Genomic DNA, 26661 nt, shown 5'->3' with positions numbered 1-26661 from the left:
TTCAAAATGAGCAACTCATTTAGTATTTATCTTTTGCGAAGAATCCGTAAATTTGCCGATACAAGAATAGACAATGGAAGAAGAAAAAAAATCCCTCAATTTTATTGAGCAAATTATAGAAGACGATTTAGCCAACGGTTTCTCCAAAGACCAACTGCGTTTCCGCTTTCCGCCGGAGCCAAATGGTTATCTGCATGTAGGTCACACTAAAGCGATTTGCATCAATTTTGGTTTGGGCGAAAAATACGGCGCACCGGTAAATTTGCGTTTTGATGACACCAACCCTGAAAAAGAAGAGCAAGAATTCGTAGATTCCATTAAAAAAGATGTGGAATGGCTTGGTTTCAAGTACGATAAAGAACTTTATGCTTCTGATTATTTCGATCAACTTTACGCATGGGCGGTTCAGATGATCAAAGACGGAAAAGCTTACGTAGATGAACAATCTTCGGAAGAAATCACCGCACAAAGAAAAAACCCTTTCGAAGATGGCATCGAATCCCCTTTCCGAAATCGACCGGTAGAAGAATCTTTGGATCTTTTTGAAAGAATGAAAAACGGCGAATTCGAGGAAGGAAGTATGTCTTTAAGAGCAAAAATCGACATGAAATCGCCAAACATGAACATGCGCGATCCTGTGATGTACCGAATTTTGAAAAGACCGCACCACAGAACCGGAGACAAATGGAAAATCTATCCGATGTACGATTGGGCACATGGGGAATCCGATTATATCGAGCAAATTTCACACTCGCTTTGTTCTTTAGAATTCGAAAACCACCGTCCACTTTACGATTGGTATTTGGATCAAGTTTATGATGAATCCAAAGTGAGAAACAAGCAAAGAGAATTTGCGCGAATGAATGTTTCTTACATGATCACTTCCAAAAGAAAGCTACAACGTTTGGTTGCCGAAAATGTGGTAACAGGATGGGATGATCCGCGAATGCCTACCATTTCAGGAATGAGAAGATTAGGATTTACGCCTAAATCAATTCGAAATTTCATCGAAAGAGTTGGTGTTGCAAAAAGAGAGAATTTGATTGATATTCAATTGCTCGAATTCTTCGTAAGAGAAGATTTAAATAAAGTTTCAACCCGCGTGATGTCGGTAATTGATCCCGTGAAATTGGTGATTGAAAACTATCCTGAAAACGCTGAAGAATGGCTAGAAACCGAAAATAATCCGGAAGATGAAAACGCTGGAATCCGTGAAATTCCTTTCTCCAGAGAATTGTATATCGAAAGAGAAGATTTCAAGGAAGAAGCCGGTAACAAATTTTTCCGATTAAAATTAGGTGGCGAGGTTCGTTTAAAATCCGCTTACATCATCAAAGCAGAACGTGTTGAAAAGGAGGAAAATGGCGAAATCACGACCATTTATGCAACTTACGACCCGAAAAGCAAATCAGGAAGTGGCACCGAAGAAAGTTTAAGAAAAGTAAAAGGAACGCTTCATTGGGTTTCCGCAAACCATGCTTTACCGGTAGAAGTAAGAATCTACGACCGACTTTTCACCACTCCGCAACCAGATGCAGAGAAAGAAACTGATTTCTTGGAATTCATCAATCCTGAAAGTTTAAAAATCGTTCAAGGATTTGCCGAACCAAGCTTGAAAGACGCTGAAGTAGGAAAACCTTATCAGTTCCAAAGAATTGGCTACTTCACCAAAGATCCCGATTCTACAAACGAAAAACTGGTTTTCAACAGAACGGTCACTTTGAAAGACGGCTACAAACCAGAATAAAAACCAAAAAACCCTTTCGGAAATTGCACCGAAAGGGTTTTTAATTTAAATGACTCCATTTACAAAAACTTGATCTTTCACTTTCGAAAGCATTCGCAAATACCGGATCTTGAATTGTTTCATGCTCTTTTTCATGTGACATTTATTTTTTAAAAGGCCATCAATATTTAAGCCAAAAATTCATTTATTAAACATAATTAAGTTGTTTTTAAATATTTTTTCCTTGTTATTTATTTATAATTATATTCGCATCAAATTTCTCAGCTTCTATGAAAAAACTGTTTTTTTTAATTCTTATTTCTTTTTCCATCACTGTTTTTGCCCAGCAAAGCATCTATTTTCAGAACACAAGTTTCAAAGAGATCTTAGCTAAAGCAAAAGCTGAAAAAAAATTGGTTTTCATCGATGCATATGCCTCTTGGTGCGGACCTTGCAAAATGATGGAGAAAAATATTTTCCCGCTGCCTTCGGTTACAGAATATTACAACGCCAATTTCATCAACGCAAGATTTGATATGGAAAAAGGGGAAGGTCGAGAAATCGCAATGAAATACGGGGTTCGTTCCTATCCTACTTTTCTTTTTCTGAATGGTGAAGGTGAAGTGGTGATGAAAAACTACGGTTACATGGGAGAGCAGGATTTTCTGACCATCGCAAAAGAAGCCAACCAACCGAAATACAGAAATTCTTCCAACAAAGAATTATTTGAAAAAGGAGAAAGTGATCCTGAATTTTTACTCAATATGATGAGTTTGTACGCACAAAGCGATTACGAATTGGCAAAAAAAGCTTCGGAAAGATATTTCAAAGTGAAAGGCAATCAAGCTTTGACGAAAGACGAAGTTGGAATGTTGCTTTATTTCATTAAATCTCCAAGCGACCCCAATTATCAGATTTTTGTTGCTAAAAAACAGGAAATCACTACTTTGATGTCGGAAGATATTTACAATCAATTTGATACCAACATCAAAATTTCTAAAATTCTAGAAAATGCTTTGGATCAAAAAACCGGAACAATTAATGATGAAGAATTCTACAAAAACGCAATTCCATTGGTCGGAAAAACCGAAGCTGAAACTGCTTTGAACCGAATGAAAGTCATACTTTATCCCAATTACGGGAAATTTGCTGAATACGAAAAAGCAGCTTTATCATACTATCAAAACGCAGAAAACTTCGAATCCGAGGAACTTCTAAAAGCAGCTTGGATTTTCAGTGAGCACATCACCAAGCCTTCTTCACTAAAGAAAGCTGAAGAGTGGGCAGAAAAATCGGTAATGAAATCTGAAACTCCTGAAAACACTTATATTTTGGCAAAAATTTATTCGAAAACAGGCAATAAAGATCAGGCAAAAGCTTATGCCGAAATCTCGAAAAAAATCGCCAATGCTCAAGGCAAAGACGCCACACTCGCAACTCAACTTTTAGAAACTTTAAAATAAATCTGTTTTGAAAAAACTTTTATTGGCAATCGCAATTTCATTTGCAGCGCTTTCTACTGCTCAATCGCAAGATTCTCTCACAACCAAAAAACTTTACGTGAAAGCCAATGCGCTTTTCCTTCCGATTGGAATGTTGAACGCGGGTGTTGAATATCAATTGAACAAAAAATGGACGCTTCAAGGCGACGTTTTCATTTCTCCGTGGAAATCTTTTGCCGGAAAATATGCACAAGTTTATATGCTCGGTTTTGACGGAAGATATTATTTTAACGAAGCTTTTAAACATTGGTATGTTGCTGGAAACATCTCTTTTTCTCGCTTTATTATTCAAAAATATAATTACTGGAGCAACAGTGATTACCAGTATACTCCAGAATCGCCGATTTATACAACTTCAGATTTGTACCAAAACGGTTTCTCTTTCCTCATTGGAGCAACCGTCGGTTATCAGTTTGAATTGAGCGAAAATTGGAATATGGATTTATACGTCGGTGGTGGTTCAATACAAAGTTATTACAAAGGCTATCATAAAGAATTAGGCGTTCGTTACGATACCGATCCGACCAGAGAATACAACAGAAGCGGAGAATGGCTTCCGTACAGAGGTGGAATTATGATTTCATATAAAATAAGATAATGAATATAAAAAGTAAAAAATTCGCTGTAATCGCTGTCATCACTTTCCTGATTCTTTTCTTAATGAATTATATCGGAAATGATCTTCCAGACAAGTTAGAACGCGCTTTGATGACGGCTGTAGCCGGCGTAATCGGATTAACCATCGGAATGTGGTTCGTTCTTAAAAACTCAAAAGACGACACGCATCATGATTTTGATTGAAGCTTGGTTATAACATAAAAAAACAGATCTTTTTCGGATCTGTTTTTTTTTTATGAAACTCAAAAATACTATTCTTGAAAATTAGTATCTTTAATAACATGTCTTACCATTCGATAGTTTCCATCCTTGTCATGATAAAAGAAAATCACAACTTCATTAATCCCATCAATCAAAAAATCATAATCGTTCCCAGCATCACTTTGCACCTGCATTTCGTAAAGCACTTCTTTTTCATCATAATCCCAATCTTTAATAGTATAAACAGAAGTCATACTATTGGTAATATGACGGAAACTGGACAGATTTTTATCAAAATTAAAAACCGTGAGACCTTCTTCCGTAGACGTAATATCCCAAATCATCTTGTCCTTGTTCCAAACCCCATCTTCGCGTAGATTGGTTGTAACTGTCAGTTGAGCCTGAACAAAAGAAATCCCCAAAAGAAACAATGTCAATAAAAATTTTCTCATAGTGTTGTTTTTAGATAATAAAATTACTAATATTTTAATAAAATAGATACATTTTTATAAAAAAATAAATAATATTCAAAAACACCTTAGAAACAATCAAAATAAAACATTAAACAACAAAATCAAATTCATTAAAAAAAACCAATTCCTCTATCATTCAAAAAAATAGTATTTTTGCACCATGATAAAAATCGGAAATATAGAACTTCCTGAGTTCCCACTCCTTCTTGCCCCAATGGAGGACGTTTCGGACCCTCCTTTTCGCAGACTTTGCAAAATGCACGGCGCCGATATGATGTATTCCGAATTTATTTCATCCGAAGGTTTAATTCGTGATGCCATGAAAAGCCGCAAAAAACTCGACATTTTCGATTACGAAAGACCGGTCGGAATTCAAATTTTTGGTGGCGATGAAGAAGCAATGGCGATGTCCGCGAAAATCGTAGAAACCGTTAACCCCGATTTGGTCGACATCAATTTCGGTTGTCCAGTGAAAAAAGTCGTTTGCAAAGGAGCCGGAGCCGGCGTTTTAAAAGATATTGATTTAATGGTTCGCCTCACCAAAGCGGTCGTAAACTCTACACATTTGCCGGTTACCGTAAAAACCCGTTTAGGTTGGGACACCGAAACGATTAACATCATGGAAGTCGCTGAAAGACTGCAAGATGCAGGAATCAAAGCGCTAACTATTCACGCCAGAACACGATCTCAAATGTACAAAGGCGAAGCCGATTGGGATTATATTTCTAAAGTCAAAAATAACCCGAATATCGAAATTCCAATTTTCGGAAACGGCGATGTAGATTCTCCCGAAAAAGCTCTGGAATACAAGCAAAAATATGATTGCGACGGTATCATGATCGGCCGTGGAGCGATTGGTTACCCTTGGATTTTTAATGAAATCAAACATTTTTTCCAAACTGGAGAAAAATTACCTGAACCTACGATTACGGATCGTTTATTAGCCGTTCGCCAGCATGCAGAATGGAGCATGGAATGGAAAGGCGAAAGACTAGGACTCATCGAAATGCGCCAACATTACAGCAATTATTTCCGTGGAATTCCGCATTTTAAAGATTTCCGGAGAAAATTCCTCGAAGTTTTCACTTTAGAAGAAATGGATCAGGTGATTGCCGAAGCTGCTGATTTTTATCGCGAACATCAATTTTCAAATTAATTTTCTCAGATTCCGTAAGAATCAAATCTGTGTAGATCAATAAAATCCCACTGATATATAGCGTTCCTACGGAACGCTATTTTTTTTGACACCTTACCTACCCAAAAAAGGAAATCCCAGAAACCTTATCCGAATTTTCTCCCAAAATTCCGTAACTTTCCAAAGTATTTTTATACTAATCCTTTCAAATAATCATCTTCATGCTGAAAGCAGAAAACGTCACCAAAACCTACAACGCCGGTAAAAAACTCGCGCTCGACAACTTCTCAATCAATGTTCCCGAAGCCAGTATTTATGGACTTTTAGGACCCAATGGCGCAGGAAAAACGACATTCATCCGAATCATTAATCAAATTACTCAAGCTGATTCGGGAGAAGTCTTCATCAATCAACAAAAACTCAATCCGGAGCACATCAAACAAATCGGTTATATGCCTGAAGAACGCGGTTTGTACAAAAACATGTCCGTCGGAGACCAGATTTTATACTTCGGCGAGCTGAAAGGAATGAGCAAAAATGAAGCATTAAGTCAGGCAAAATATTGGTTCGAGCAGCTAGAAATAGATCAGTGGTGGAAGAAAAAACTCAGCGAACTTTCCAAAGGAATGGCGCAGAAAATACAGTTTGTAGTCACCGTTTTGCATCGCCCGAAACTGCTGATTTTGGATGAACCTTTTTCTGGTTTCGATCCCGTGAACGCCAATTTAATTAAAGATCAAATCCTGAATTTGAAAAACAACGGAACCACAATCATCCTCTCCACACACCGAATGGAAAGTGTGGAAGAAATGTGCGATTATGTTGCTTTGATCAATCAATCAAAAAAAGTTCTGGACGGAAAAGTATTCGATGTGAGAGAAAAATTCAAAAAAAATATCTTCGGAATCACGCTTTCAGAAGTAGATTTGGAAAAATTTGAAAACTTTAGAAAAAAATTTCACATCAACGAATTCGATACTCAAAACCAGCTCGTTTCTTTCGAATTGAAAAATGATAACGACCAAAATTTATTGCTGAATGAACTGATGAAAATCGGAAAAATCCGTTCGTTTGATGAAAAAATCCCAAGCATGAATGAAGTTTTCATCAATGCAGTTGCGAAATAAGTTGTAGCGATTTCATTAACAAAATTCACATCAATAAAAACTGAAAAAATTCCATGAAAAATATATTTTTAATCACGAAAAGAGAATATCTCACGCAAGTGAAGAAAAAATCTTTCATCATTCTCACGCTTCTTGCGCCGATTTTAATGATTGGTTTCGGAGCTTTAATTGCGTTTATGTTTAAGGCAAATGAAAGTTCCAGCACCTTCAATGTAGTTGATAAAAGCGGACTTTTCGTGGGAAATCTGAAGAGCGATAACACCATAAAATATGTTTTTGTTCCCAAGGAAAATGAACGAGCGCTCACTTCGACTTTAAAGGAAATGACGGGCATCGAAGGGCTTTTGATCATCCCAGAATTGAAAAACAACGATTTCGACGAGTTGGAGAAAAGCACCAAATTACTCATCAATAAAAAAATCGGTTTCGAAACCAAATCAAGCGTTTCTGCTGACCTTTCTAAAGTCATTAAAAAAGAAAAAATCAAAACCCTCGGTCTCTCGGAAGACCAACTTGTAAACCTTGATAAAAATTTTGATCTAAACACCCAAAATGTGGTGGACAATAACAAAGCTGATTCTGACCTTGATTTCGGTGTAAAATCTGGTCTCAGTATGATTTTGATGTATGCTGTTTTCATGTTTATCATCATCTACGGCGTTCGCGTAATGCGAAGCGTTTTGGAAGAAAAAAACAACCGTGTGGTCGAAATTATCATCTCTTCGGTGAAGCCTTTTGAGTTGATGATGGGGAAAATATTGGGCGTAACTTTGGTAGCGCTCACTCAATTTGTAATTTGGATTACGATGTCGGTTATGGGAGCAATCTTCCTGAACACGGGCTTTCAAGCAATGCAAAAACAAATTCCTGGCGGTGAACAATCTGCAGAAATGATGCAGAAATTCGACATCGCAGAAACTGCTACACAGGTTTCACACATCCTTTTAGATATGAATTTCCCGTTGATCATCTTCGTATTCATTGTATTTTTCTTGATGGGATATATTTTCTACAGCTCAATGTACGCAGCAATTGGATCAGCTGTAGACAACGAAACTGAAACGCAACAATTCACTCTTTTTGCAATTATTCCGCTGATGTTGGGAATGTACGGAAGTTTCACAATTATGAACAATCCGGAAGGTCCGCTTGGTTTTTGGCTTTCAATCATTCCGTTTACATCGCCTGTTGCGATGATTGCGAGAATTCCGTTTGGTGTTCCGGCTTGGCAAATTGCACTTTCAATGGCATTGCTGATTATTTCAACTTTGTTAATGATTTTCGTGGCAGCAAAAATCTATCGAGTAGGAATTTTAATGTACGGAAATAAAGCCACAGCAAAAGAACTTTGGAAATGGATTAGAAGCTAGATTGAATTCAATTTTAAACAAAATAAAAATCCCATCAATAAAATTTGATGGGATTTTTTTATTTATTAAATGAAAATTACTGGAAAATAGGGCAAAGTCCTACTCAAATTATTATTTCTCTGTTATTTATTAACAAATTATAAAAAAACGTTCCGCAAATATTACGGAACGTTTTAATATTAAAGTTATATCAATCTTATCCTAAAACTTTAGCAACTGTAGAACCAATTTCAGCTGGTGAATCTACCACGTTGATACCGTTTTCTCTCATGATTTCCATTTTCGCTTGTGCAGTATCTTCAGCACCACCTACGATTGCACCTGCGTGACCCATTGTTCTTCCTTTAGGAGCAGTTTGTCCTGCGATGAAACCAACAACCGGTTTTTTAGAACCGCTTTCTTTATACCATCTTGCAGCCTCAGCTTCCAATGAACCTCCGATTTCACCGATCATTACAACAGCATCGGTTTCTGAATCGTTGATGAACAATTCCAAAGCTTCTTTAGTTGTAGTTCCGATGATTGGGTCACCACCGATTCCGATTGCTGTAGAAACTCCGTAACCAGCTTTCACTACTTGATCAGCTGCTTCGTAAGTTAAAGTTCCGGATTTTGAAACGATTCCTACTCTTCCTTTTTTGAAAACAAAACCTGGCATAATACCGATTTTAGCTTCGTCAGAAGTGATGATTCCTGGGCAGTTTGGCCCGATCAATCGGCAATCTCTGTCAGCAATGTAAGATTTTACTTTTACCATATCTTCTACAGGAATACCTTCAGTAATACAAACGATTACTTTGATACCTGCTTCAGCAGCTTCCATAATCGCATCAGCAGCAAATGCCGGCGGAACGAAAATGATAGATACATTAGCACCCGCTTTTTCTACGGTTTCTGCAACGGTATTGAACACCGGTTTTCCTAAGTGCTCAGTTCCTCCTTTTCCTGGAGTTACCCCACCTACAACGTTGGTTCCGTATTCAATCATTTGACTTGCATGGAAAGTTCCTTCGTTTCCGGTAAATCCTTGTACGATTACTTTAGAATCTTTGTTTACTAATACTGACATTTTATATTTTTTAAATTTGTTCTTTATAATTTAATTCACTACAAATTTAATTATTCTAGTCCGGAAATCGGGGCATTTTCAAAGAAAAATGGTAAAAATTTACTGATCATATTTTTTTTAGAAGAGCATAAAGATCATATTAATTCAATCTATTATAATTAATCTTCTCGATCAATGGAAATAAATCAGCCCTATCTGCAAAGAATTCCTTGAGTTTTTTTATCCTAAAGATTTTTCAATTTCACCTCTTTTCTTAAATATTCTCTAAATTCTTCCGCCAACTGTCCGAAATAGGTTTTCCCGCCTTCCAAGTCTTTATTGACGCCGGTTTTGCCTAAAAGAACTGCTCCTTTTCCCACACGGTTTCCAGAAGCCATTCCCACTTGTCCCCAAACCGTTACCTCATCTTCGATGACACAACAACCTGCAATCGCAGCAAGAGAAGCAATAAGCACTTTTTTTCCGATGATGGTATCGTGGCCGATTTGTATTAAATTATCTAAAATAGAACCTTCGCCAATGATGGTAGAATCCGTAACGCCGCGGTCGATGGTACAATTGTTCCCGATTTCTACATTGTTTTCAATAACGACATTTCCCACAGAAATCAAGCGATCGAAATTTCCGTTCAGTTTTCTGTAATAAAATGCGTCGCCGCCCAAAACAGTTCCGCTCTGGATAATCACATTATCTCCAATTACGGTTCTGTCGCCGATTACTACATTCGGGAAAATATGGCAATTTTTACCAATCTTCACTTCGTTGCCGATCACAGCAGTTGGATGCACGAAAGTTCCCTCTCCCACTTCCAAATCGTGAAGTTCCTCGGTGAAATTATAAATTCGGGTAAAATGAGTGTTGATTTTATTAAAATCTCTGAAAGGATCTTCTGAAATCAGCAAAGCTTTTCCTTCCGGACAAGCGACTTCTTTATCGATAAGAATAATCGTAGCGTCGGAATTCAGGGCTTTGTCGTAATATTTCGGATGGTTTACAAAAACGATTTCTCCATTTTTGACCATGTGAATTTCGTTGGTTCCCAAAACCGGAAAATTTGCGTCGCCAATCATTTGGGCTCCGATAATTTCAGCGATGGATTGGAGGGTCTGAGGTTTTTTGAAAGTCATTTTTCTGATAAATGCGAAATAATGGAGGAAAGTTGGGTTCAACAATCCCCCTGAATTTCAATAAATAAATTGGAATTATTTTACTCTTTCCAAGTAAGTTCCGTCTTCGGTATTGACTTTAATTTTGTCGCCAGCTTCGATGAACAAAGGAACCATCACTCTCGCTCCGGTTTCTACGATCGCATTTTTCAAAGCATTGGTTGCGGTATTTCCTTTTACACCTGGATCTGCTTCGATTACATCTAAATATACTGTTGGTGGAATCTCAGCAGAAAGTGGAGTTTCGTCAATATCTTTAAGGATAATAGTTACTTCTTCACCCGCTTTCATAAATTGAGCGTTTTCGATCATTTCTTTATCAAGATACAACTGAGAAAAATCGTCGTTATTCATAAAGTGGTACCCGTTTTCATCGTCATAAAGATATTGGAATTTTCTGGTAATCACCTTTACTTCGTCAATTTTATGTCCTGCAGAAAAAGTATTATCAAGAACTTTTCCATTAGTCACCGATTTCATTTTGGTTCTAACGAAAGCCGGTCCTTTTCCTGGTTTTACGTGAAGAAATTCAATAATTTTGAAGATATCGTTGCTATACTCGATACACATTCCTTTTTTGATATCGTTGCTTGTTGCCATTTAATTAGTTTGAATATATTTATTATTTTGATTCTTTATTCTTTTCCGGTTCCGTAACCTTTCACAATACCGCGCGGAGAATTTTTAATAAACTCTAAAATTTCATCGCGTTCGGCGGTAGGAAGCATTTCTTTTTCAATGTAACTTGAAGCTTGGGAAACATTCATTTTCATTTGGAAGATAGCCCTATAAATTTTCTGGATTTCAAATATTTTCTCATTCGTAAAACCTCTTCTTCTTAATCCTACGGAATTAATTCCTGCATAAGTCATAGGTTCTCGCGCTACTTTTACGTAAGGTGGAATATCTTTTCTTACCAAAGTTCCTCCGGAAATCATCACATGTTTACCAATTTTTCCGAACTGGTGCACTGCGGAAAGTCCTCCCATTACGGTAAAATCACCGATTTCTACATGTCCAGCGATTCCACAACCATTGACGATGATTACGCCATTTCCGATGATGCAATCGTGAGCGATGTGCGAAGTGGCCATAATCAGACAATCGTTTCCGATCTTGGTATAACCTAAAGCTTTCGTACCGCGATTGATAGTAACCGATTCGCGGATAGTGGTTCCGTCGCCGATAATCACCTGAGTATCTTCACCATCAAATTTCAAATCCTGGGGAATTGCAGAGATCACAGTTCCAGGGAAAATGCGGCAGTTTTTGCCGATTCTAGCTCCGTCCATGATGGTCACATTAGGACCAATCCAAGTTCCTTCACCAATCTCCACATCACCTGCGATGGTGGTGAAAGGCTCTACAATTACGTTTTTATTAATTTTTGCCCGTTTATCTACGGCAGCTAATTGATGTACCATTTAGTCCGGTTTATTTTTTGCAACTTGTGCCATCAGTTCCGCTTCTACTACTACACTATCGCCTACATAACCATAACCTTGCATATGAACAATCCCTCTTCTAATCGGAGAGATGAGTTCTATTTTAAATATCATGGTATCGCCAGGAACTACTTTTTTCTTGAATTTTACTTTATCGATTTTGATAAAATAGGTAGAATAATTTTCCGGATCCGGCACACTCGCCAAAACCAAAATTCCACCGGTTTGTGCTAAAGCTTCTACCTGCAAAACTCCAGGCATTACAGGCTCTTTTGGGAAATGTCCTACGAAAAACGGTTCGTTCATCGTCACATTTTTCAATCCAACGACATGAGAATCTGAAAGTTCCAAAATTTTATCAATCAACAAAAACGGTGGACGATGCGGCATCAATCTCATGATTCCGTTAATATCAAATACCGGTTCTTTGTTGATGTCGATATCCGGAACGTTTTTCTTTTTCTGAAGTTTCCATTGACGGTTAAGCTTCTTGGCAAACTGAGTATTTACAAAATGTCCCGGTTTGTTGGCGATCACTTTTCCTTTAATTTTCACTCCTACCAAAGCCAAATCACCAATCACATCAAGTAATTTATGACGTGCAGCTTCATTGGGATAATTTAAAGTAAGATTATCTAAAATTCCATTCGGACGAATCGAAACATCGTCTTTTCCGAAAGCTTTTTTAAGTTTATCTGCAGTATCCGCAGTCAATTCTTTATCCACATACACAATCGCATTCGATATATCTCCACCTTTGATCAAGCCTGCATCCAATAGCATTTCCAACTCATGAAGGAAACTAAAAGTACGGGCAGAAGAAATTTCTTCTTTAAATTCAGAAATATCTTTTAAAGTGGCATTTTGGGTTCCCAAAACCTTAGTTCCAAAATCGACCATGGTAGTCACTTCGTAAGTATCGGAAGGGATAATCGTGATTTCAGATCCTGTAGCAGCATCGATATAATTGAGAACTTCTTTCACAACGAGATATTCGCGGTCAAAGTTTTGCTCTACGATTCCTGCCTTTTCGATAGCTTCCACAAAAAATTTAGACGATCCGTCTAAAATGGGCGGTTCAGCACTGTTCATTTCGAGAATAGCGTTGTCGATATCACAACCTACTAAAGCTGCCAGAACATGCTCACAAGTATGAATTCTTACACCAAGTTTTTCTAGGGTAGTCCCTCTTTCGGTAGTAGTGACATAATTAACATCAGCTTCCACTTGCGGGTGACCTTCCAAATCGGTTCTTACGAACACAAATCCGGTATTTTCTTTTGCAGGTTTAAGAGTAAGAACAACTTCTCTTCCGGTATGAAGTCCGATCCCTGAAAGAGAAACTTCTTCTTTTAAAGTTTTTTGTTTATCACTCATTAGGGTTATCTTTTGAGTTGTTTTCTAAGTTATTGATGCGTTTTACAATCTCGGTAAAGTTGCGGAAATGAACATAATTCCTTCTGTATTCGCCGGCATTGATCGCAGGTGAACCATAAAGAATTTCGCCATCTTTGGTATTGGAATTCACTCCACTTTGTGCCTGAATTTTTACCTGATTTCCAATGTTGATATGTCCTACAATTCCAACCTGACCACCGATTTGGTTCCAGTCGCCAATCACGGTAGATCCTGCAATTCCTGCTTGTGCTGCAATCACATTATTCTCCCCAATTTTTACGTTGTGGGCAATTTGGATCAAATTATCAATCTTGGTTCCCTTGCCAATTACCGTAGAACCGATGGTTCCGCGATCGATACTGCAATTGGAGCCAATTTCCACGTTATCTTCCAAAACTACATTCCCAAGTTGCGGAATTTTCTGGTAACCATCCTTGGTCGGCTGAAATCCAAATCCATCCGAACCTATTACGGTATTGGAATGAACCACGCAATTGTCACCAATGACGCAATAATCGTAAACCCGAACGCCACTGTACAAAATACAATTCTTTCCGATTTTTACATTTTTCCCGATATAAACATGAGGATAAATCTGGCTTCCGTCACCTATTTTCACTTTTTCAGAAACACAAGTAAAAGCTCCTACATACACATTCTCGCCTACTACAGAGGTTTCGTGGAACACCGCACCTTGTTCAATACCGGTTTTGCGGCCCTGCATCTCCATATAAAGATTCATTAGCACCTGAAAAGAAAGATAAGCATCTTCTACAGCGATAATGGTAACAGGATAAGAGTCTTTGGTTAATAATTTTTCTGAAACAATGAGAACGGAGCATTTTGTGTTGTAGATATGATCTGCAAATCTTTCCTGGGCAATAAAAGACAGGTGATTATGTTCACCGCTTTCTATCGGCGAAACCCCTGTAATAGTGGTGTTTTCGTCGCCAATAATTTTCCCGTTGATAAAAGCTGCAATCTGCGATGCTGTAAATTCCATATCCTGCAAAGATAAGAAATTATGAATTACGCAATACTTTTTTGAAAATTTTGATTTGAAAAAATAGAAAAAACTGTAATAAAATTTTCAATTGATCGTTTCATCAAGAATAGCTTTGAAACGATATCTTGATAAAAGTCAACCTATTACACAACAGTAATTTACAATATTTCTCTCGGAAAAGACAGAATATACTTCGTATTTGGCTGGTTGATGTAAGAAGAAAGAATTTGGTTTTCCGAATTTTCAAGCGTGATTTTTTCACCATTTTTCAATAATAAATAAATCGGTTGCTTTTCGGTATTATAAGGCAAAAGACTTCGGGAGATTTGATCTACAAGCTGATCTCCATTATCAATCCCAAAAACAGCATTGGTTTTTTCAATTTTTTCATTAATAAACGCAGCATCAAACGGCTTCGAAGAGATCTTAGTTTTCAGAAAATTCCTTTGAATCACGCTTTTACAAAGGTAAGAAAGTACGAAATCTTCATTCTTGGACCAGAATTTCATCGCCTGAATCACATCATTATCATCCAACTCCGTAAATCTTCGGATATCCTCATCCGAAGCGGTTTCGAACTGGTTTCTGGTTAAAAAATATTTCAAATTTTCAGAAGCGGGCAAATCTTTTCCTTCAGAAATTAAGAATTTCGCACGATCCAAAATTTTCACCAAAAGATGCTCCGCCAAAGCCGAAGTTTTGTGGTAATAAACCTGCCAATACATGAACATTCTCGCCGTTAAATAATTTTCGATGGAGTAAATTCCTTTCGCATCAATCACCAATTCATCATCCGAAACATTCATCATCGAAATAATTCGCTGCGTGTTTACATTTCCTTCAGAAACGCCGGTGTAGAAGCTGTCGCGTTTCAAATAATCCAACCGATCCACATCCAATTGGGAAGAAATCAGTTGATTAAAAAACTTCCGATGATATTTCCCCTGAAACATTTCCATCGCCATGGATAAAGCACCACCAAACTCTTCATTCATTTTACTCATCAGCAATAGCGACAGTTTTTCGTGATGCCAATCGTCCATCAACATATTTTCCAACGCGTGAGAAAACGGGCCGTGACCAACATCATGAAGCAAAATAGCCAACATCGCCGATTTTTCTTCTTCTTTGGAAATCTCAACTCCTTTCAATTTCAAAGTTTCCAAAGCCGTAAACATCAAATGCATCGCACCCAATGCATGATGAAACCTCGTGTGGGTAGCTCCAGGAAAGATAAGATTCAATAATCCGGTTTGGGAAATACGCCGCAAACGTTGAAAATAACGATGCTCAATGACATCGAACAAGATTTCATGAGGAATTTTGATGAAACCGTGTACCGGATCGTTGATGATTTTGAATTTGTTGGTCATGAAGTGAAAATTGAATGATTGCGTACAAATTTAAGGATTTCTATGCTTAAAGAAATTGTAAAACCCATTAATTTTCGGTCATTTGAGATTTAAATTTAACGGAACTTTAACTTGTACTTAAAACAAAATTGGCAATCTTTGGTTGTATTTTTGGACTTCTGAAAAGCAGTTAAGTATAAGGAAACTGCATCTTTTAAAATTTAAATTTATTGTATGGCAAAATTGATATGGATTGATGATGAAGTAGATTTACTGAAACCTCATATTGTATTTTTAGAAAACAAAGGTTACCAAGTAACCTCCGTAAACAACGTGAATGAAGCGTTGGAAATGATCGAAAAAGAAAACTTTCAATTAGCTTTACTCGACGAGAATATGCCCGGAATCTCCGGTTTGGAAGCCATTCCGATGATTAAAAATATTGATTCAGCGATTAAAATCGTGATGGTGACCAAAAACGAAGAAGAACGAATCATGGAACAAGCCATCGGTTCCCAAATCGCCGATTATATCCTGAAACCGGTAAATCCCAACCAGGTTTTATTGTCTTTAAAGAAAAATCTTCAGGAAGAATCTTTGGTGGAACAGCAAACCATTCAAGAATATCAGCAGGAATTCCGCAACCTTTCGATGGAACTTTCTTACCTGAAAACATATCAGGATTGGGCAGAATATTACAAGAAAATCCTGAATTGGGAAATCAAATTCGATAAAGTATTTGATAATGAATTTTCAGATCTGCTCCAATCTCAAAAAGAAGAAGCAAACATTCAGTTTTCTAAATTCATTGAAAACAACTATGAAGATTGGCTTCATACCAACGAAAAACCAATGATGAGCCACACGCTTTTCAAAGAAAAAGTGAAAAATGAGGTGGAAAACGATAAAGTGCTGCTCCTCATGATCGATAATTTGCGTTACGATCAATGGAAAGTCATCGAACCTTTGTTTACCAAATTTTACAACAAAACCTCGGAGGATTACTATTTCAGTATCCTTCCGACGGCAACTCAATATGCGAGAAACTCTTTCTTCGCCGGACTTTTACCTTCAGAAATCGAGAAAAGATTTCCACAATATTGGTTTAATGACAATGAAGAAGGCAACAAAAACGAGCACGAAAGAGATTTCCTGGAAGATCAAATGAAACGCCTCGGATTATCTGGAAAATCGATGAAATACCTAAAAATTTTGAATGCAGATTTCGAGAAAAAGGTATTGGAAGATTTCAACCAACACAAAAACAACGATTTATTGGTGATTGTATACAACTTTATCGATATCCTTTCCCACGCGAAAACCGATAACGTCATCGTCAACCAATTGATTCGGGATGATAAAACTTTCCGATCATTAACGTATAACTGGTTCGAAAATTCATCGCTGCTTAAAATCATCAAACAAGCTGCTGATAATGGTTTCAAACTGGTTATTACTACCGATCATGGGACAATTTATGTAAAAAAACCAAGCAAAGTGGTCGGCGACCGCGAAACTTCAACCAACATACGATACAAAACCGGAAGAAGTTTAACCTACGAAAACAGTGATGTTTGGGCGATTTCAAACCCTGAAAAACTATTTTTACCAAAAGGAAATCTAAGTTCAAAATATATTTTCGCCAAGAACAATACTTTTTTAGCATATCCGAAAAATTACAACCACTTTGTGAATTATTACAAAGAAACCTACCAACACGGCGGAATTTCATTGGAAGAAGTGATTATCCCGATCAGCATTATGGAGCCCAAATAGTTTTTTTCATAGTTTATTTAATTTGGGTTCCAATGGGCGGAAGAAACGTAATGTTTTTTCCGCCTTTTTTGTGGGATAGATTTCGGTCGAATCAAAATCGCTTTTGTAATTTTGGAAAAATTTAAAAAGATTCAATGAGAATTATATCATACAACGTGAACGGAATTCGTGCTGCTTTCACCAAAGATTTCCTCGGCTGGCTGAAAATCGCTGATCCAGACGTTATTTGCATCCAAGAAAGCAAAGCCGGAAACGACCAAATCGATATCGAAAGTTTAGAAAAAATCGGCTACAAAAGTTATTGGCATTCTGCGCAGCGAAAAGGGTATTCCGGCGTAGGAATCGCCTCTAAAATTGAACCTCTTCATGTAGAATATGGTTGCGGCATCGAGCGTTACGACAGCGAAGGAAGAGTAATGAGAGCTGATTTCGAAGGTTTCTCTGTCTTTTCGGTGTACGTTCCTTCTGCTTCCAATATCGAAAGATTAGGCTTCAAAATGCAGTTTTGCGAAGACTTCTTGGTGTATATTAATGAATTAAGAAAAACCATCCCAAACCTCATCATTTCAGGCGATTTTAATATTTGTCATCAAGCGATTGACATTCATAATCCTGAAGGTTTGAAAAACACTTCCGGATTCTTACCGATGGAAAGAGAATGGATGACGAAATTCATCAACGAATGTGAACTGATCGACAGTTTCCGGTTTTTTAATGATCAGCCCGATAATTATTCCTGGTGGAGCTATCGACAAAATTCTCGGGAGCGAAACAAAGGTTGGAGATTAGACTACAATTTTGTTTCCTATACCCTAAAAGAAAAGCTTTCTCGAGCGGTTATTTTAAAAGAAGCTGTTCATTCGGATCATTGTCCTGTTTTGGTGGAATTAGAATTTTAAAATCTTAATGGACATATTTTGTGTCGACTATGTACTGAATTCGGAAACAAAGAAAGATTTAAAGGACATCTCAAAACCAATCTAAGAAAAGAGGTTTAACTACGAGAGCAACTCTAATAAAAAGCACAGAAAGCTCCCAAACTTGAAAAAACAGTACATCCGACTCAATCTTACTGGTATAGATTTTGTTAAAACCAGAAAACCAATTCACAACATATTAATATTAAAAAATTAAACATTATGGCAAAGACTACGACAAAAGCCGGCTCCTCCAAGTCAACGGCTGCTAAAAGTTCCGCTGCAAAATCCACTACCGGAAAAGCTGCTTCTACAAAAGCATCATCTACGAAAACAGCTGCAAGTACGAAAAAAAGCACAAGTTCCAAAGCTAAATCCGCAAAAACTTCTACCAAAGCAACCAATAAAGTAAAGCCTGCAAGTGATGCTGCTGAAAACTTAAGAGAATTCTTAATGGATGGTTTAAAGGATATTTATTGGGCTGAAAAAGCATTGGTAAAAAACCTTCCAAAGATGGCTAAGAACGCTACTTCAAAAAAACTTACTCAAGCAATCAATAAACATTTGGAAGAAACCCAGAACCATGTTGCAAGGCTTGAGGATGTGTTTAAAGCGCTAGGCGAGAAAGCAAAAGCTGAAAAATGTGATGCGATGGACGGTTTGCTGAAAGAGGCTGAAGGCATTTTAGAAGAAACAGAACCAGGTGCGGTTCGGGATGCCGCTATTATTGCTGCAGCGCAAAAGGTAGAACACTACGAAATTGCGTCTTACGGAACCTTAGCTACATATGCTAAACATCTTGACGAGCCGGAAGCAATGGAATTACTTGTGGCCACGCTTAACGAAGAAAAAAACTGTGATGTAGATCTAACAGAACTCGCAGTATCAGAAATTAATTTAGATGCGAAATAAAAGTCTAAAATAAAAAGCCGTCCCAAAAATTGGGACGGCTTTTTTTGTTTTCCTTAGTGGATCTTAATCGACAATTTCGTATTCAACTGGCATCGTGCCTCTGGCGGTATTTCCAATTGAATCGAACGCTGCTTTGGATAAATCCAACGCTCTGGAGGAGTGGAACGGACCGCGGTCGTTGATTCTCACTTCTACACTTTTCCCTGTTCTCAGATTCGTAACCTCAATTACGGTACCGAAAGGAAGCGTTCTGTGCGCTGCGGTAAGTTTCTTGTTACTGAAAATCTCTCCGCTTGCTGTTTTTCTACCATTAAACTTATCGTGGTAGAACGATGCAAAACTTGTTTTGGCATCATTGGCATTATACTTGTTGAAAGAATAAATACCAAGTGTTGAAATCATCATTATGATTACGAGAATCGCTCTTTTCATCATTTTGAATTATTTTAATTGGTTTTGACTCTGCAAATTTATCCCGAAATCATTTTTCACCACAACCAAACTGTTAAACTCTGTTAATAAATTCTTAATTTTATGTTAAAGACTCTTCCAATTGCCCTATTTATGGGAATCGAGAAGATTTGTTAAAAAGTGTTAAAAACAAGGTTCAAAAGTTAACGTAATTAACAATTCATTGCATAGTTTCGGTTTTCCTAACCATTCATTCAATTAATAATCAACACTTTAACAAATATGTACTTTTTTGAAAATCTGCGATAACTTCTTTAAAACATCATCAAACCATTAACAAAACAAAAAGGGTGATAATTCAATAAAAAGAGCAACAAAATCCTTCTGAGCCTTTTATTGGTGGTGATTCTGCTCTTCCCACTTTTAGCAGACAAAGTATCTAAGTTGTATTTTTATCTAAATTTTAACAAAAATTTAAAGTGCAATTCTCATGAAAACAAAAAAACCAATGAAATTCACTGGTTTTTTATTCTTTATAATTCTGATTTTAAACGAGTTCACCGTACAAATCAAACTCTTCAGCTGAAGTAATCTTGATATCTGCAAATTCTCCGATCGATAAATAAGTGTTTTCTGCGGGTACCAAAACGGTATTATCAACGTCCGGAGAATCAAATTCGGTTCTTCCCACGAAGTAATTTCCTTCTTTTCTATCAAAGATACATCGGAACGTCTTCCCAATTTTCTCTTGATTTTTCTCCCATGAAATCTGCGATTGTAACTCCATAATCTCTTCTACACGGGCTTCCTTCACTTCTTGTGGAACATCATCTTCCAAAACAAAAGCAGTCGTATTTTCTTCGTGAGAATAGGTAAAACAGCCAAGTCGGTCGAAACGCTGAGTTCGAACCCACTCTTTCATTTCCTGGAATTTCTCTTCCGTTTCTCCCGGAAAGCCTACAATTAAAGTCGTTCTAATCGCCATATCCGGAACTTTCTCACGGAATTTATCCAATAAAGCATTGGTTTTTTCATGCGTTGTTCCTCGTTTCATCGCCTTCAAAATATCGGAGTTGATGTGCTGCAAAGGAATATCAATATAGTTACAAACTTTAGGTTCGTTTTTAATGATTTCTAAAACATCCTCCGGAAACCCTGTTGGAAACGCGTAATGCAAACGAATCCACTCAATTCCTTCTACTTTTACCAAACGCAAAAGCAAATCGCCTAAAGCTCTTTTTTTGTAAAGATCAAGCCCGTAATACGTTAAATCCTGTGCAATAAGGATGAGTTCTTTCACTCCTTTTTTTGCCAATTTTTCTGCTTCAATCACCAAATTTTCAATCGGGGTGGAAATATTTTTACCTCTCATCAAAGGGATTGCGCAGAAAGAACACGGCCGGTCGCAACCTTCCGCGATTTTCAAATAGGCGTAGTGTTTTGGCGTGGTCGTCATTCTTTCACCCACCAACTCATGTTTATAATCTGCACCCAGATGTTTGAGCAAAATCGGCAAATCTCTGGTTCCGAAATACTGGTCTACATCGGGAATTTCGCGGACCAAATCCGGCTTATACCTTTCAGAAAGGCAACCGGTAACGAAAACTTTCTCTACTTCGCCACGATTTTTGGCTTCTACATATTCCAAAATCGTGTTGATGGATTCTTCTTTGGCATTATCGATGAAACCGCAAGTATTGATCACCACGATATCGCCGCGATCTTCGTGTACAACCTCTTTTCCGTTGGCTTGCAACTGTCCCATCAGAACTTCGGAGTCATAAACATTTTTGGAGCAGCCTAAAGTGACGATATTGATTTTCTTTTTGCCGACGGATTTTGTACGCATGGATGTATATTTTAATAGAAAAAACAGATTAATATTTCAGGGTGCAAATTTAGGAATAAAAAAAGACTTTAAGGTTGCGCTTAAAGTCTTTCTAAATATTTCATTTAAAATGGTTTATACGATTCCTTTCAAATAATCGCCATAACCGCTTTTACCATATTTCTTCGCAGATTCCAAAAGTTGCTCTTTATTGATGAAACCTTTTATATATGCAATTTCTTCGATACAAGAAATTTTGAAACCTTGTCTTTTCTCCAAAACTTTCACAAATTCAGACGCTTCGTGTAAAGAATCGAAAGTTCCGGTGTCCAGCCAAGCGGTTCCGCGAGACATCACGCCTACTTCCAACTGTCCTTTTTCAAGATAAATCTTATTCACATCCGTGATTTCAAGTTCACCGCGAGGAGATGGTTTAAGGTTTTTCGCAATTTCAACCACTGAATTATCATAAAAATACAAACCAGGAACGGCAAAATTAGATTTCGGATCTGCTGGTTTTTCCTCAATAGAGATAGCTTTTAAGTTTTCATCAAATTCCACAACGCCATATCTTTCCGGATCGGTAACCTGATACGCAAAGACACATCCGCCTTTAACATTAGTTTTACTCTCCAATAATTTCGGCAATCCGGCGCCATAAAATATATTATCGCCCAAAACGAGTGCCACAGAATCATTACCGATAAATTCTTCTCCCAAAATAAAAGCCTGCGCTAAACCATCCGGTGAAGGCTGCACTTTGTACTGAATATTACAACCAATCGCAGATCCATCGCCTAAAAGCTTAATGAATCCTTCCTGATCATGAGGTGTGGTGATAATCAATATATCCTTAATCCCCGCAAGCAACAATGTGGAAAGCGGATAATAAATCATCGGCTTGTCGTAAACCGGCATCAACTGCTTACTTACCGCAATCGTCAATGGATAAAGTCGGGTACCGGATCCTCCGGCGAGTATAATTCCTTTCATTTTTTTATGCTTTAGGCTATAGGCAAAATGCTTTAAGCCGGATTTAATCTAATATTAAATGCTTATTGTTTGCTGCGTTCTGCATATTGCTCATTATAATAATCCTGATAAGAACCACTCGTCACATTCTCCAGCCATTCTTTATTTTCGAGGAACCAGTCAATGGTTTTGCTTAATCCTTGTTCGAAAGTTACGGATGGTTTCCAGCCCAAGTCTTTATTGATTTTGGTAGCATCAATGGCGTAACGCTTATCGTGGCCTGGACGGTCTTTCACATAGGTAATCAGTTTTTCGGAGTAGCCCGCTGGTTTTCCTAGTTTTTCATCCATCTGTTTGATGAGTTCTTTTACTAAATCGATGTTTTGCCATTCGTTGAAACCTCCGATATTGTAGGTTTCCCCGGTTTTTGCTTCAAAAAACAATTGGTGAATCGCTTTAGCATGGTCGATAACGAAAAGCCAGTCTCTGGTATATTTTCCGTCACCGTAAATTGGAAGCGGTTTTTCATTAATGATATTCGAAATACAAAGCGGAATCAGCTTTTCCGGGAAGTGATTGGGACCGTAGTTATTGGAGCAATTGGACACCATAAACGGCATTCCGTAAGTGTTTCCATAAGCTCGAACCAAGTGATCGGAAGCGGCTTTACTTGCAGAATAGGGCGATTGTGGATCGTAAGCGGTAGTTTCTAAGAAAAATCCTGTTTCACCTAAACTCCCATAAACCTCATCGGTAGAAACATGGTAGAACAAATTCCCGCGTGGTCCGTCCGGGAAATTTCCGTGGGAATGTTCGGGATTTAAGGTCCAGAATTCTTTACAGAGATTCAATAAATTGGCAGTTCCTACAACATTGGTGTTAATAAATGCATTAGGATCGGTGATGCTTCGGTCCACGTGGCTTTCTGCAGCTAAATGAACAACTGCATCGGGTTGGTGTTTCTCAAATACTTTACGAAGTTCGTCTACTTTGGTAATATCTGCTTTTTCGAAAACGTAGTTGGGTTCGTTTTCGATGTCTTTTAGGTTCTCAAGATTTCCGGCGTAGGTTAATGCATCAAGGTTGATGATTTTCTTGTCCGTATTATTTTTAACAAATTCTCTTACGACGTGGGAACCGATAAATCCGGCACCTCCGGTGATGATGATATTTTTCATTTTTTATGGTAAAAAAGTTAAAAGGTTAAGGGGTTAGAAGGTTAAGTGGTTAAGAGGTTATAATGTTTATTTGGTTTTGTTTAGACTTATGATAAGTTTTGACAGCATGTTTTTAATGTAGAATATTCTTTTGATTATATCTTCTCTTTTTTCACAAAAATTAAGCATTACGGCGATATCTAATTGAGTTTCTAATTCGCTTAAAGAACCCAAAGAAATATACAAAAATCTCATAAATTCAGCACCACCCTTTCTTCCGCCGCCTTCTGCGATATTGGATGGGATTGAAATCGCACATCTTTTCATTTGCGAAGTTAATCCGAAAAGCTCATCCTTTGGAAAAAGAGCCACTAAGGAATAAACATCTTTCACCAACAGCAAAGATTCTTGATAAACCTGTAAGTCTTTGTGGGAGGTCATTCTTTTGGGGTTAGAAGGTTAGAAAGTTAAGAGGTTAAGTAGTTAGAGGGTTGGTGCAATATTTGGAAAAAAGGTTGTGTAGGTTAAGTTAGGCGGCTTGGTTAGGTCTAATAGGGTTAGTCGAGTTTGGCTACTCACTAAATTGGTTTTCAGTTAATTTTCTTAAAACAAATATGCTTTCTAACTATTTAACCTCTTAACTTTCTAACCTTTCCTCAAAAATTCTTCTCCGCGAAAGTAGGCAATTGGCTGTCTTTTTCAGAAAGAAGCACCTTATCTGCTGGTAATTTCCAGTCGATATTGAGGTCTTTATCGTTCCAGATAACACTTCCTTCCGATTCTTTATGGTAGAAATTATCGCATTTATAAGAAAAAATTGCAGTTTCACTCAATACGGAAAAACCATGACCGAAACCTCTAGGAACATAGAGCTGCAATTTATTTTCCGGAGTCAATTCCACCCCGAACCATTGTCCGAAAGTTGGGGAATCTTCTCGCAAATCTACCGCAACATCGAAAACTTTCCCTTCGAGACAAGAAACCAATTTTGCCTGTGCATGTTCGCCTTTTTGCAAATGAATACCTCGCAAAACTCCATAAGAAGATTTGGAAATATTGTCCTGCACAAAATGGCCATTCATTCCGGTAAGCTCTTCAAATTTTTGCTCATTGAATTTTTCATAGAAATACCCTCTTTCGTCTTCGAAAATTGTGGGTTCTATTATGTAGCAGTCTTGGAGTGGGGTCGGTTTTATTTTCATTGATCATATCGTTTTTCACTTTTGCAAATATATGCAATTTTCAGAAGGTTTTTCTTCCTGTGGTGCAATTTGCGCCGGCTCAATTGTCATTATAAAAAATAACATCTTCCATTTCGTTCCTCGGGAGCCCAAAGTGTGTTACGAATTCGGTAACGGTTACACAGTGGTGTTTTTCTTTTCCCAAAGTTTTTCTTAGCGTGGCGAGAATCCGGGAAGCCTGTCTTGGGCTGATTCCAAAAATGAGTGCGACATCTGCGGGTTTAACAATCTTTCTCATCGTTTACAAATTTTTAACAAAGATCCGGCGATCGATGCAAAGGATTCAGGACAAAACAGGACTTTTGAGCGTCCCAAACAGGACTAATTACCCTCCTTAAATCGGGACTTCCCTGCCTTGCTTCTTCCACCAGACCGGGAGGTGGCTGCAGCGTACCGAGGTGTGCACCACCCCTCTGTCCGTATTGCAGCCACCAGATAGCTACTATGTACTCAGTATGTACCCTTTATCTACCTACCATCCTTACCGAAATCTCTTCTTCATCCCTTGCCCCGCCTCCATATCCGACCCCTAAAAATACCTGGAGACTACTCATCAGTAATGTTCTTTTACCTTTTTAAGTGTTGCCACCGGCCATGCCGTAGGTTATGGCATAACAAAAGGGAAACACCGCAAAAGCGGTGTTTTGTATATTTATTAACAGTATGGTCAGGCGGCATCGAGGTATTTTTGCAGCGTCATTTCGTACAGCTGTAAACGTTTGGGCACTGCCAGTCGGTTCATGGTTTTAAACTGGCTCCAATATTCTTTTTTGCGTGCGGTCCAATGGTTGTACCATTCCTGGAAACCGCTCATACCAATAATGATTAACCGCTCCTCAAAGAATTTTCGGTACAAGAATGCGATATCAGAGATGGAACTGCAAAAGTCTCTGTGAATGGCAGAAAATTTTTCAAACGCCTTCCGTGAACTGAAGATCCAGGCAGGATATTCTCCACTGTTTTGCGCTGCATCTGTGTCCTCCCCTTTTGGCTCTCCTGCGGTGCTTACCCCGTCCGTAGCTTCTTTAAAGGATTCTAAAAAATCTCCCACCACATTCAGCATGTGCGTCAGCAGACAAAGGAGGCTGTCGAGATACGGCCTTTGGCCTTCCAGTTTTTCAAATGCAGACCATTGTGCCTGTATTCCTTTGAGAAGGGCATTAAGGATGTTCACCGCAGATAAACGGTACTCAGGAGATGTGACCGACAATGCATGGAAACCAGCAAAGGCTTTCCAGTGGTGTTTTTTAAGAATTGCGCTCACGATGCTGTCAAAATTTTTGACTTCATTCCTTACAAACACTTCCATTAGCAGATCACCGACAATTTCCTGTATCTGATGCTGCGCTGCTTTCCAAATCGTTTCTAGAGTATTCTTTTCCCCTGAGAACCAGAAGGAATTCCACATCCCCACACCGAGGAACTGCTCCACTGCGTCGCAGTAATCACTGCTTCTTTGCTTCAAATCCTCGGCATATCCACCGATTTGGGCAGTTGGTATAAAATACTGGCTGTTATCCTGCAAAAAGCCGTTGGTAGCCTTTTCAAGTTTTTGCGCCATCCTTTTCGATTCATCAGCAGATGCTGCTACTGCCCCGCTGATGATTTCAAGTGCTTTCTGGAGTTCTCCGGAAGAAACTAAAAATTTCATATTCAATGCGTTATATGATTCATTTCTACAAAAATGAGAAATTATCCTGACATATAAAAACAATAGAAGTTCAAGTGTGTGTGTAAGCTCCCCATTTTCAGTACACTTCAAAAGTAGAATTTTTTCTTGATATTTTACTGCTGTTGTTGTCGGATGTGGAAAAGCGGGCAGGAAAAGTGCTTGCCTTAGCATGGGCTTGCTGTCCATT

26 protein-coding genes are annotated in these 26661 nt (G+C 38.0%); 10 read left to right on the top strand and 16 right to left on the bottom strand.

Translation table 11 applies throughout. From position 1 onward, the window contains the following. Positions 1-73: 73 nt before the first annotated feature. The 4 genes from NOV28_RS00130 to NOV28_RS00115 all read left to right on the top strand — a co-directional run bounded on the left by NOV28_RS00130 (position 74) and on the right by NOV28_RS00115 (position 4029). A complete protein-coding gene (locus tag NOV28_RS00130; protein WP_255926312.1) occupies positions 74-1747 on the top strand; it encodes a glutamine--tRNA ligase/YqeY domain fusion protein in 1674 nt (557 codons plus the stop codon). A gap of 269 nt (positions 1748-2016) precedes the next feature. Next, complete coding sequence (locus tag NOV28_RS00125) at positions 2017-3189, top strand: thioredoxin fold domain-containing protein (protein ID WP_255926310.1); 1173 nt, start codon at positions 2017-2019, stop codon at positions 3187-3189. Between the two features lie 7 nt (positions 3190-3196). Beyond that, entirely contained in the window at positions 3197-3826 is a 630-nt protein-coding gene (locus NOV28_RS00120; protein ID WP_255926308.1) for a DUF3575 domain-containing protein, read from the top strand. Then, the gene (locus NOV28_RS00115; protein WP_255926306.1) at positions 3826-4029 is read left to right on the top strand and encodes a hypothetical protein; all 204 of its coding nucleotides are present in this window, start codon (positions 3826-3828) and stop codon (positions 4027-4029) included. Before NOV28_RS00120 ends, NOV28_RS00115 begins: the two co-directional genes overlap by 1 nt. A 68-nt stretch (positions 4030-4097) precedes the next feature. On the opposite strand, the gene NOV28_RS00110 is transcribed toward NOV28_RS00115, so the two are convergent. Continuing rightward, a complete protein-coding gene (locus NOV28_RS00110; RefSeq protein WP_255926304.1) occupies positions 4098-4484 on the bottom strand; it encodes a hypothetical protein in 387 nt (128 codons plus the stop codon). A gap of 196 nt (positions 4485-4680) precedes the next feature. On the opposite strand from NOV28_RS00110, the gene dusB reads away from it, so the two are divergent. From dusB to NOV28_RS00095, 3 genes are all read left to right on the top strand, one after another. After that, a complete protein-coding gene (gene dusB, locus NOV28_RS00105; protein WP_255926302.1) occupies positions 4681-5676 on the top strand; it encodes a tRNA dihydrouridine synthase DusB in 996 nt (331 codons plus the stop codon). 200 nt (positions 5677-5876) lie between these two features. Further along, the gene (locus tag NOV28_RS00100; protein ID WP_255926300.1) at positions 5877-6782 is read left to right on the top strand and encodes an ABC transporter ATP-binding protein; all 906 of its coding nucleotides are present in this window, start codon (positions 5877-5879) and stop codon (positions 6780-6782) included. A 53-nt stretch (positions 6783-6835) separates the two neighbouring features. Further along, positions 6836-8152, top strand: a complete 1317-nt coding sequence (locus NOV28_RS00095) for an ABC transporter permease (RefSeq protein WP_255926298.1) — start codon at positions 6836-6838, stop codon at positions 8150-8152. 196 nt (positions 8153-8348) lie between these two features. Here the strand turns inward: NOV28_RS00095 and sucD are convergent, their stop codons facing one another. From sucD to NOV28_RS00060, 7 genes are all read right to left on the bottom strand, one after another. Next, complete coding sequence (gene sucD / locus NOV28_RS00090; RefSeq protein WP_255926296.1) at positions 8349-9221, bottom strand: succinate--CoA ligase subunit alpha; 873 nt, start codon at positions 9219-9221, stop codon at positions 8349-8351. A 224-nt stretch (positions 9222-9445) separates the two neighbouring features. Beyond that, positions 9446-10348: an LpxD N-terminal domain-containing protein gene (locus tag NOV28_RS00085; RefSeq protein ID WP_255926294.1), complete on the bottom strand. Its 903-nt coding sequence runs from the start codon at positions 10346-10348 to the stop codon at positions 9446-9448. A 75-nt stretch (positions 10349-10423) separates the two neighbouring features. Then, positions 10424-10987, bottom strand: coding sequence for an elongation factor P (efp, locus tag NOV28_RS00080; protein WP_255926292.1), 564 nt, complete (start codon positions 10985-10987; stop codon positions 10424-10426). Positions 10988-11022: 35 nt separating this feature from the next. After that, complete coding sequence (lpxA, locus tag NOV28_RS00075) at positions 11023-11811, bottom strand: acyl-ACP--UDP-N-acetylglucosamine O-acyltransferase (protein WP_255926290.1); 789 nt, start codon at positions 11809-11811, stop codon at positions 11023-11025. Beyond that, positions 11812-13209 carry a bifunctional UDP-3-O-[3-hydroxymyristoyl] N-acetylglucosamine deacetylase/3-hydroxyacyl-ACP dehydratase gene (locus tag NOV28_RS00070; protein ID WP_255926288.1) on the bottom strand — a complete coding sequence of 466 codons (1398 nt, stop codon included), beginning with the start codon at positions 13207-13209 and terminating at the stop codon, positions 11812-11814. Next, positions 13202-14233: a UDP-3-O-(3-hydroxymyristoyl)glucosamine N-acyltransferase gene (gene lpxD / locus NOV28_RS00065; RefSeq protein ID WP_255926286.1), complete on the bottom strand. Its 1032-nt coding sequence runs from the start codon at positions 14231-14233 to the stop codon at positions 13202-13204. The genes NOV28_RS00070 and lpxD overlap by 8 nt, the downstream gene beginning before the upstream one ends. Before the next feature lie 161 nt (positions 14234-14394). Continuing rightward, positions 14395-15609 carry an HD domain-containing protein gene (locus NOV28_RS00060; protein WP_255926284.1) on the bottom strand — a complete coding sequence of 405 codons (1215 nt, stop codon included), beginning with the start codon at positions 15607-15609 and terminating at the stop codon, positions 14395-14397. Positions 15610-15822: 213 nt separating this feature from the next. Between NOV28_RS00060 and porX the strand changes: the two genes are divergently transcribed. The 3 genes from porX (at position 15823) to NOV28_RS00045 (ending at position 19193) form a co-directional block, all read left to right on the top strand. Further along, positions 15823-17364, top strand: coding sequence for a T9SS response regulator signal transducer PorX (gene porX, locus NOV28_RS00055; RefSeq protein WP_255926282.1), 1542 nt, complete (start codon positions 15823-15825; stop codon positions 17362-17364). A 134-nt stretch (positions 17365-17498) separates the two neighbouring features. Beyond that, on the top strand, positions 17499-18263 hold the full coding sequence (locus tag NOV28_RS00050) for an exodeoxyribonuclease III (RefSeq protein ID WP_255926280.1): 765 nt from the start codon (positions 17499-17501) through the stop codon (positions 18261-18263). A gap of 240 nt (positions 18264-18503) precedes the next feature. Further along, on the top strand, positions 18504-19193 hold the full coding sequence (locus NOV28_RS00045; protein WP_255926278.1) for a YciE/YciF ferroxidase family protein: 690 nt from the start codon (positions 18504-18506) through the stop codon (positions 19191-19193). 63 nt (positions 19194-19256) lie between these two features. On the opposite strand, the gene NOV28_RS00040 is transcribed toward NOV28_RS00045, so the two are convergent. The 8 genes from NOV28_RS00040 to NOV28_RS00005 form a co-directional block, all read right to left on the bottom strand. Beyond that, positions 19257-19628 (bottom strand): septal ring lytic transglycosylase RlpA family protein, encoded by a 372-nt coding sequence (locus NOV28_RS00040; RefSeq protein WP_255926276.1) that lies wholly within the window; start codon positions 19626-19628, stop codon positions 19257-19259. Between the two features lie 523 nt (positions 19629-20151). Then, positions 20152-21453, bottom strand: a complete 1302-nt coding sequence (gene rimO / locus NOV28_RS00035) for a 30S ribosomal protein S12 methylthiotransferase RimO (RefSeq protein ID WP_255926274.1) — start codon at positions 21451-21453, stop codon at positions 20152-20154. Between the two features lie 114 nt (positions 21454-21567). Further along, complete coding sequence (gene rfbA, locus NOV28_RS00030) at positions 21568-22425, bottom strand: glucose-1-phosphate thymidylyltransferase RfbA (RefSeq protein WP_255926272.1); 858 nt, start codon at positions 22423-22425, stop codon at positions 21568-21570. 62 nt (positions 22426-22487) lie between these two features. Beyond that, the gene (gene rfbB, locus NOV28_RS00025; protein ID WP_255926270.1) at positions 22488-23582 is read right to left on the bottom strand and encodes a dTDP-glucose 4,6-dehydratase; all 1095 of its coding nucleotides are present in this window, start codon (positions 23580-23582) and stop codon (positions 22488-22490) included. A 66-nt stretch (positions 23583-23648) separates the two neighbouring features. After that, positions 23649-24002 (bottom strand): four helix bundle protein, encoded by a 354-nt coding sequence (locus NOV28_RS00020; protein ID WP_255926268.1) that lies wholly within the window; start codon positions 24000-24002, stop codon positions 23649-23651. Between the two features lie 215 nt (positions 24003-24217). Continuing rightward, the gene (gene rfbC / locus NOV28_RS00015) at positions 24218-24763 is read right to left on the bottom strand and encodes a dTDP-4-dehydrorhamnose 3,5-epimerase (RefSeq protein WP_255926266.1); all 546 of its coding nucleotides are present in this window, start codon (positions 24761-24763) and stop codon (positions 24218-24220) included. Positions 24764-24842: 79 nt separating this feature from the next. Then, entirely contained in the window at positions 24843-25040 is a 198-nt protein-coding gene (locus NOV28_RS00010; protein ID WP_255926264.1) for a hypothetical protein, read from the bottom strand. A gap of 429 nt (positions 25041-25469) precedes the next feature. Next, positions 25470-26661 (bottom strand): hypothetical protein (locus tag NOV28_RS00005; RefSeq protein WP_255926262.1); only part of this gene is annotated, 1192 nt, incomplete at its 5' end.

Origin of the sequence: Kaistella montana, from assembly GCF_024436175.1 — a bacterium.
GTDB classification, from domain to species: Bacteria; Bacteroidota; Bacteroidia; order Flavobacteriales; family Weeksellaceae; genus Kaistella; species Kaistella montana.
The sequence above is the reverse complement of the archived record's forward strand: the minus strand, read 5'-3'. Positions and strand labels throughout refer to the sequence as shown.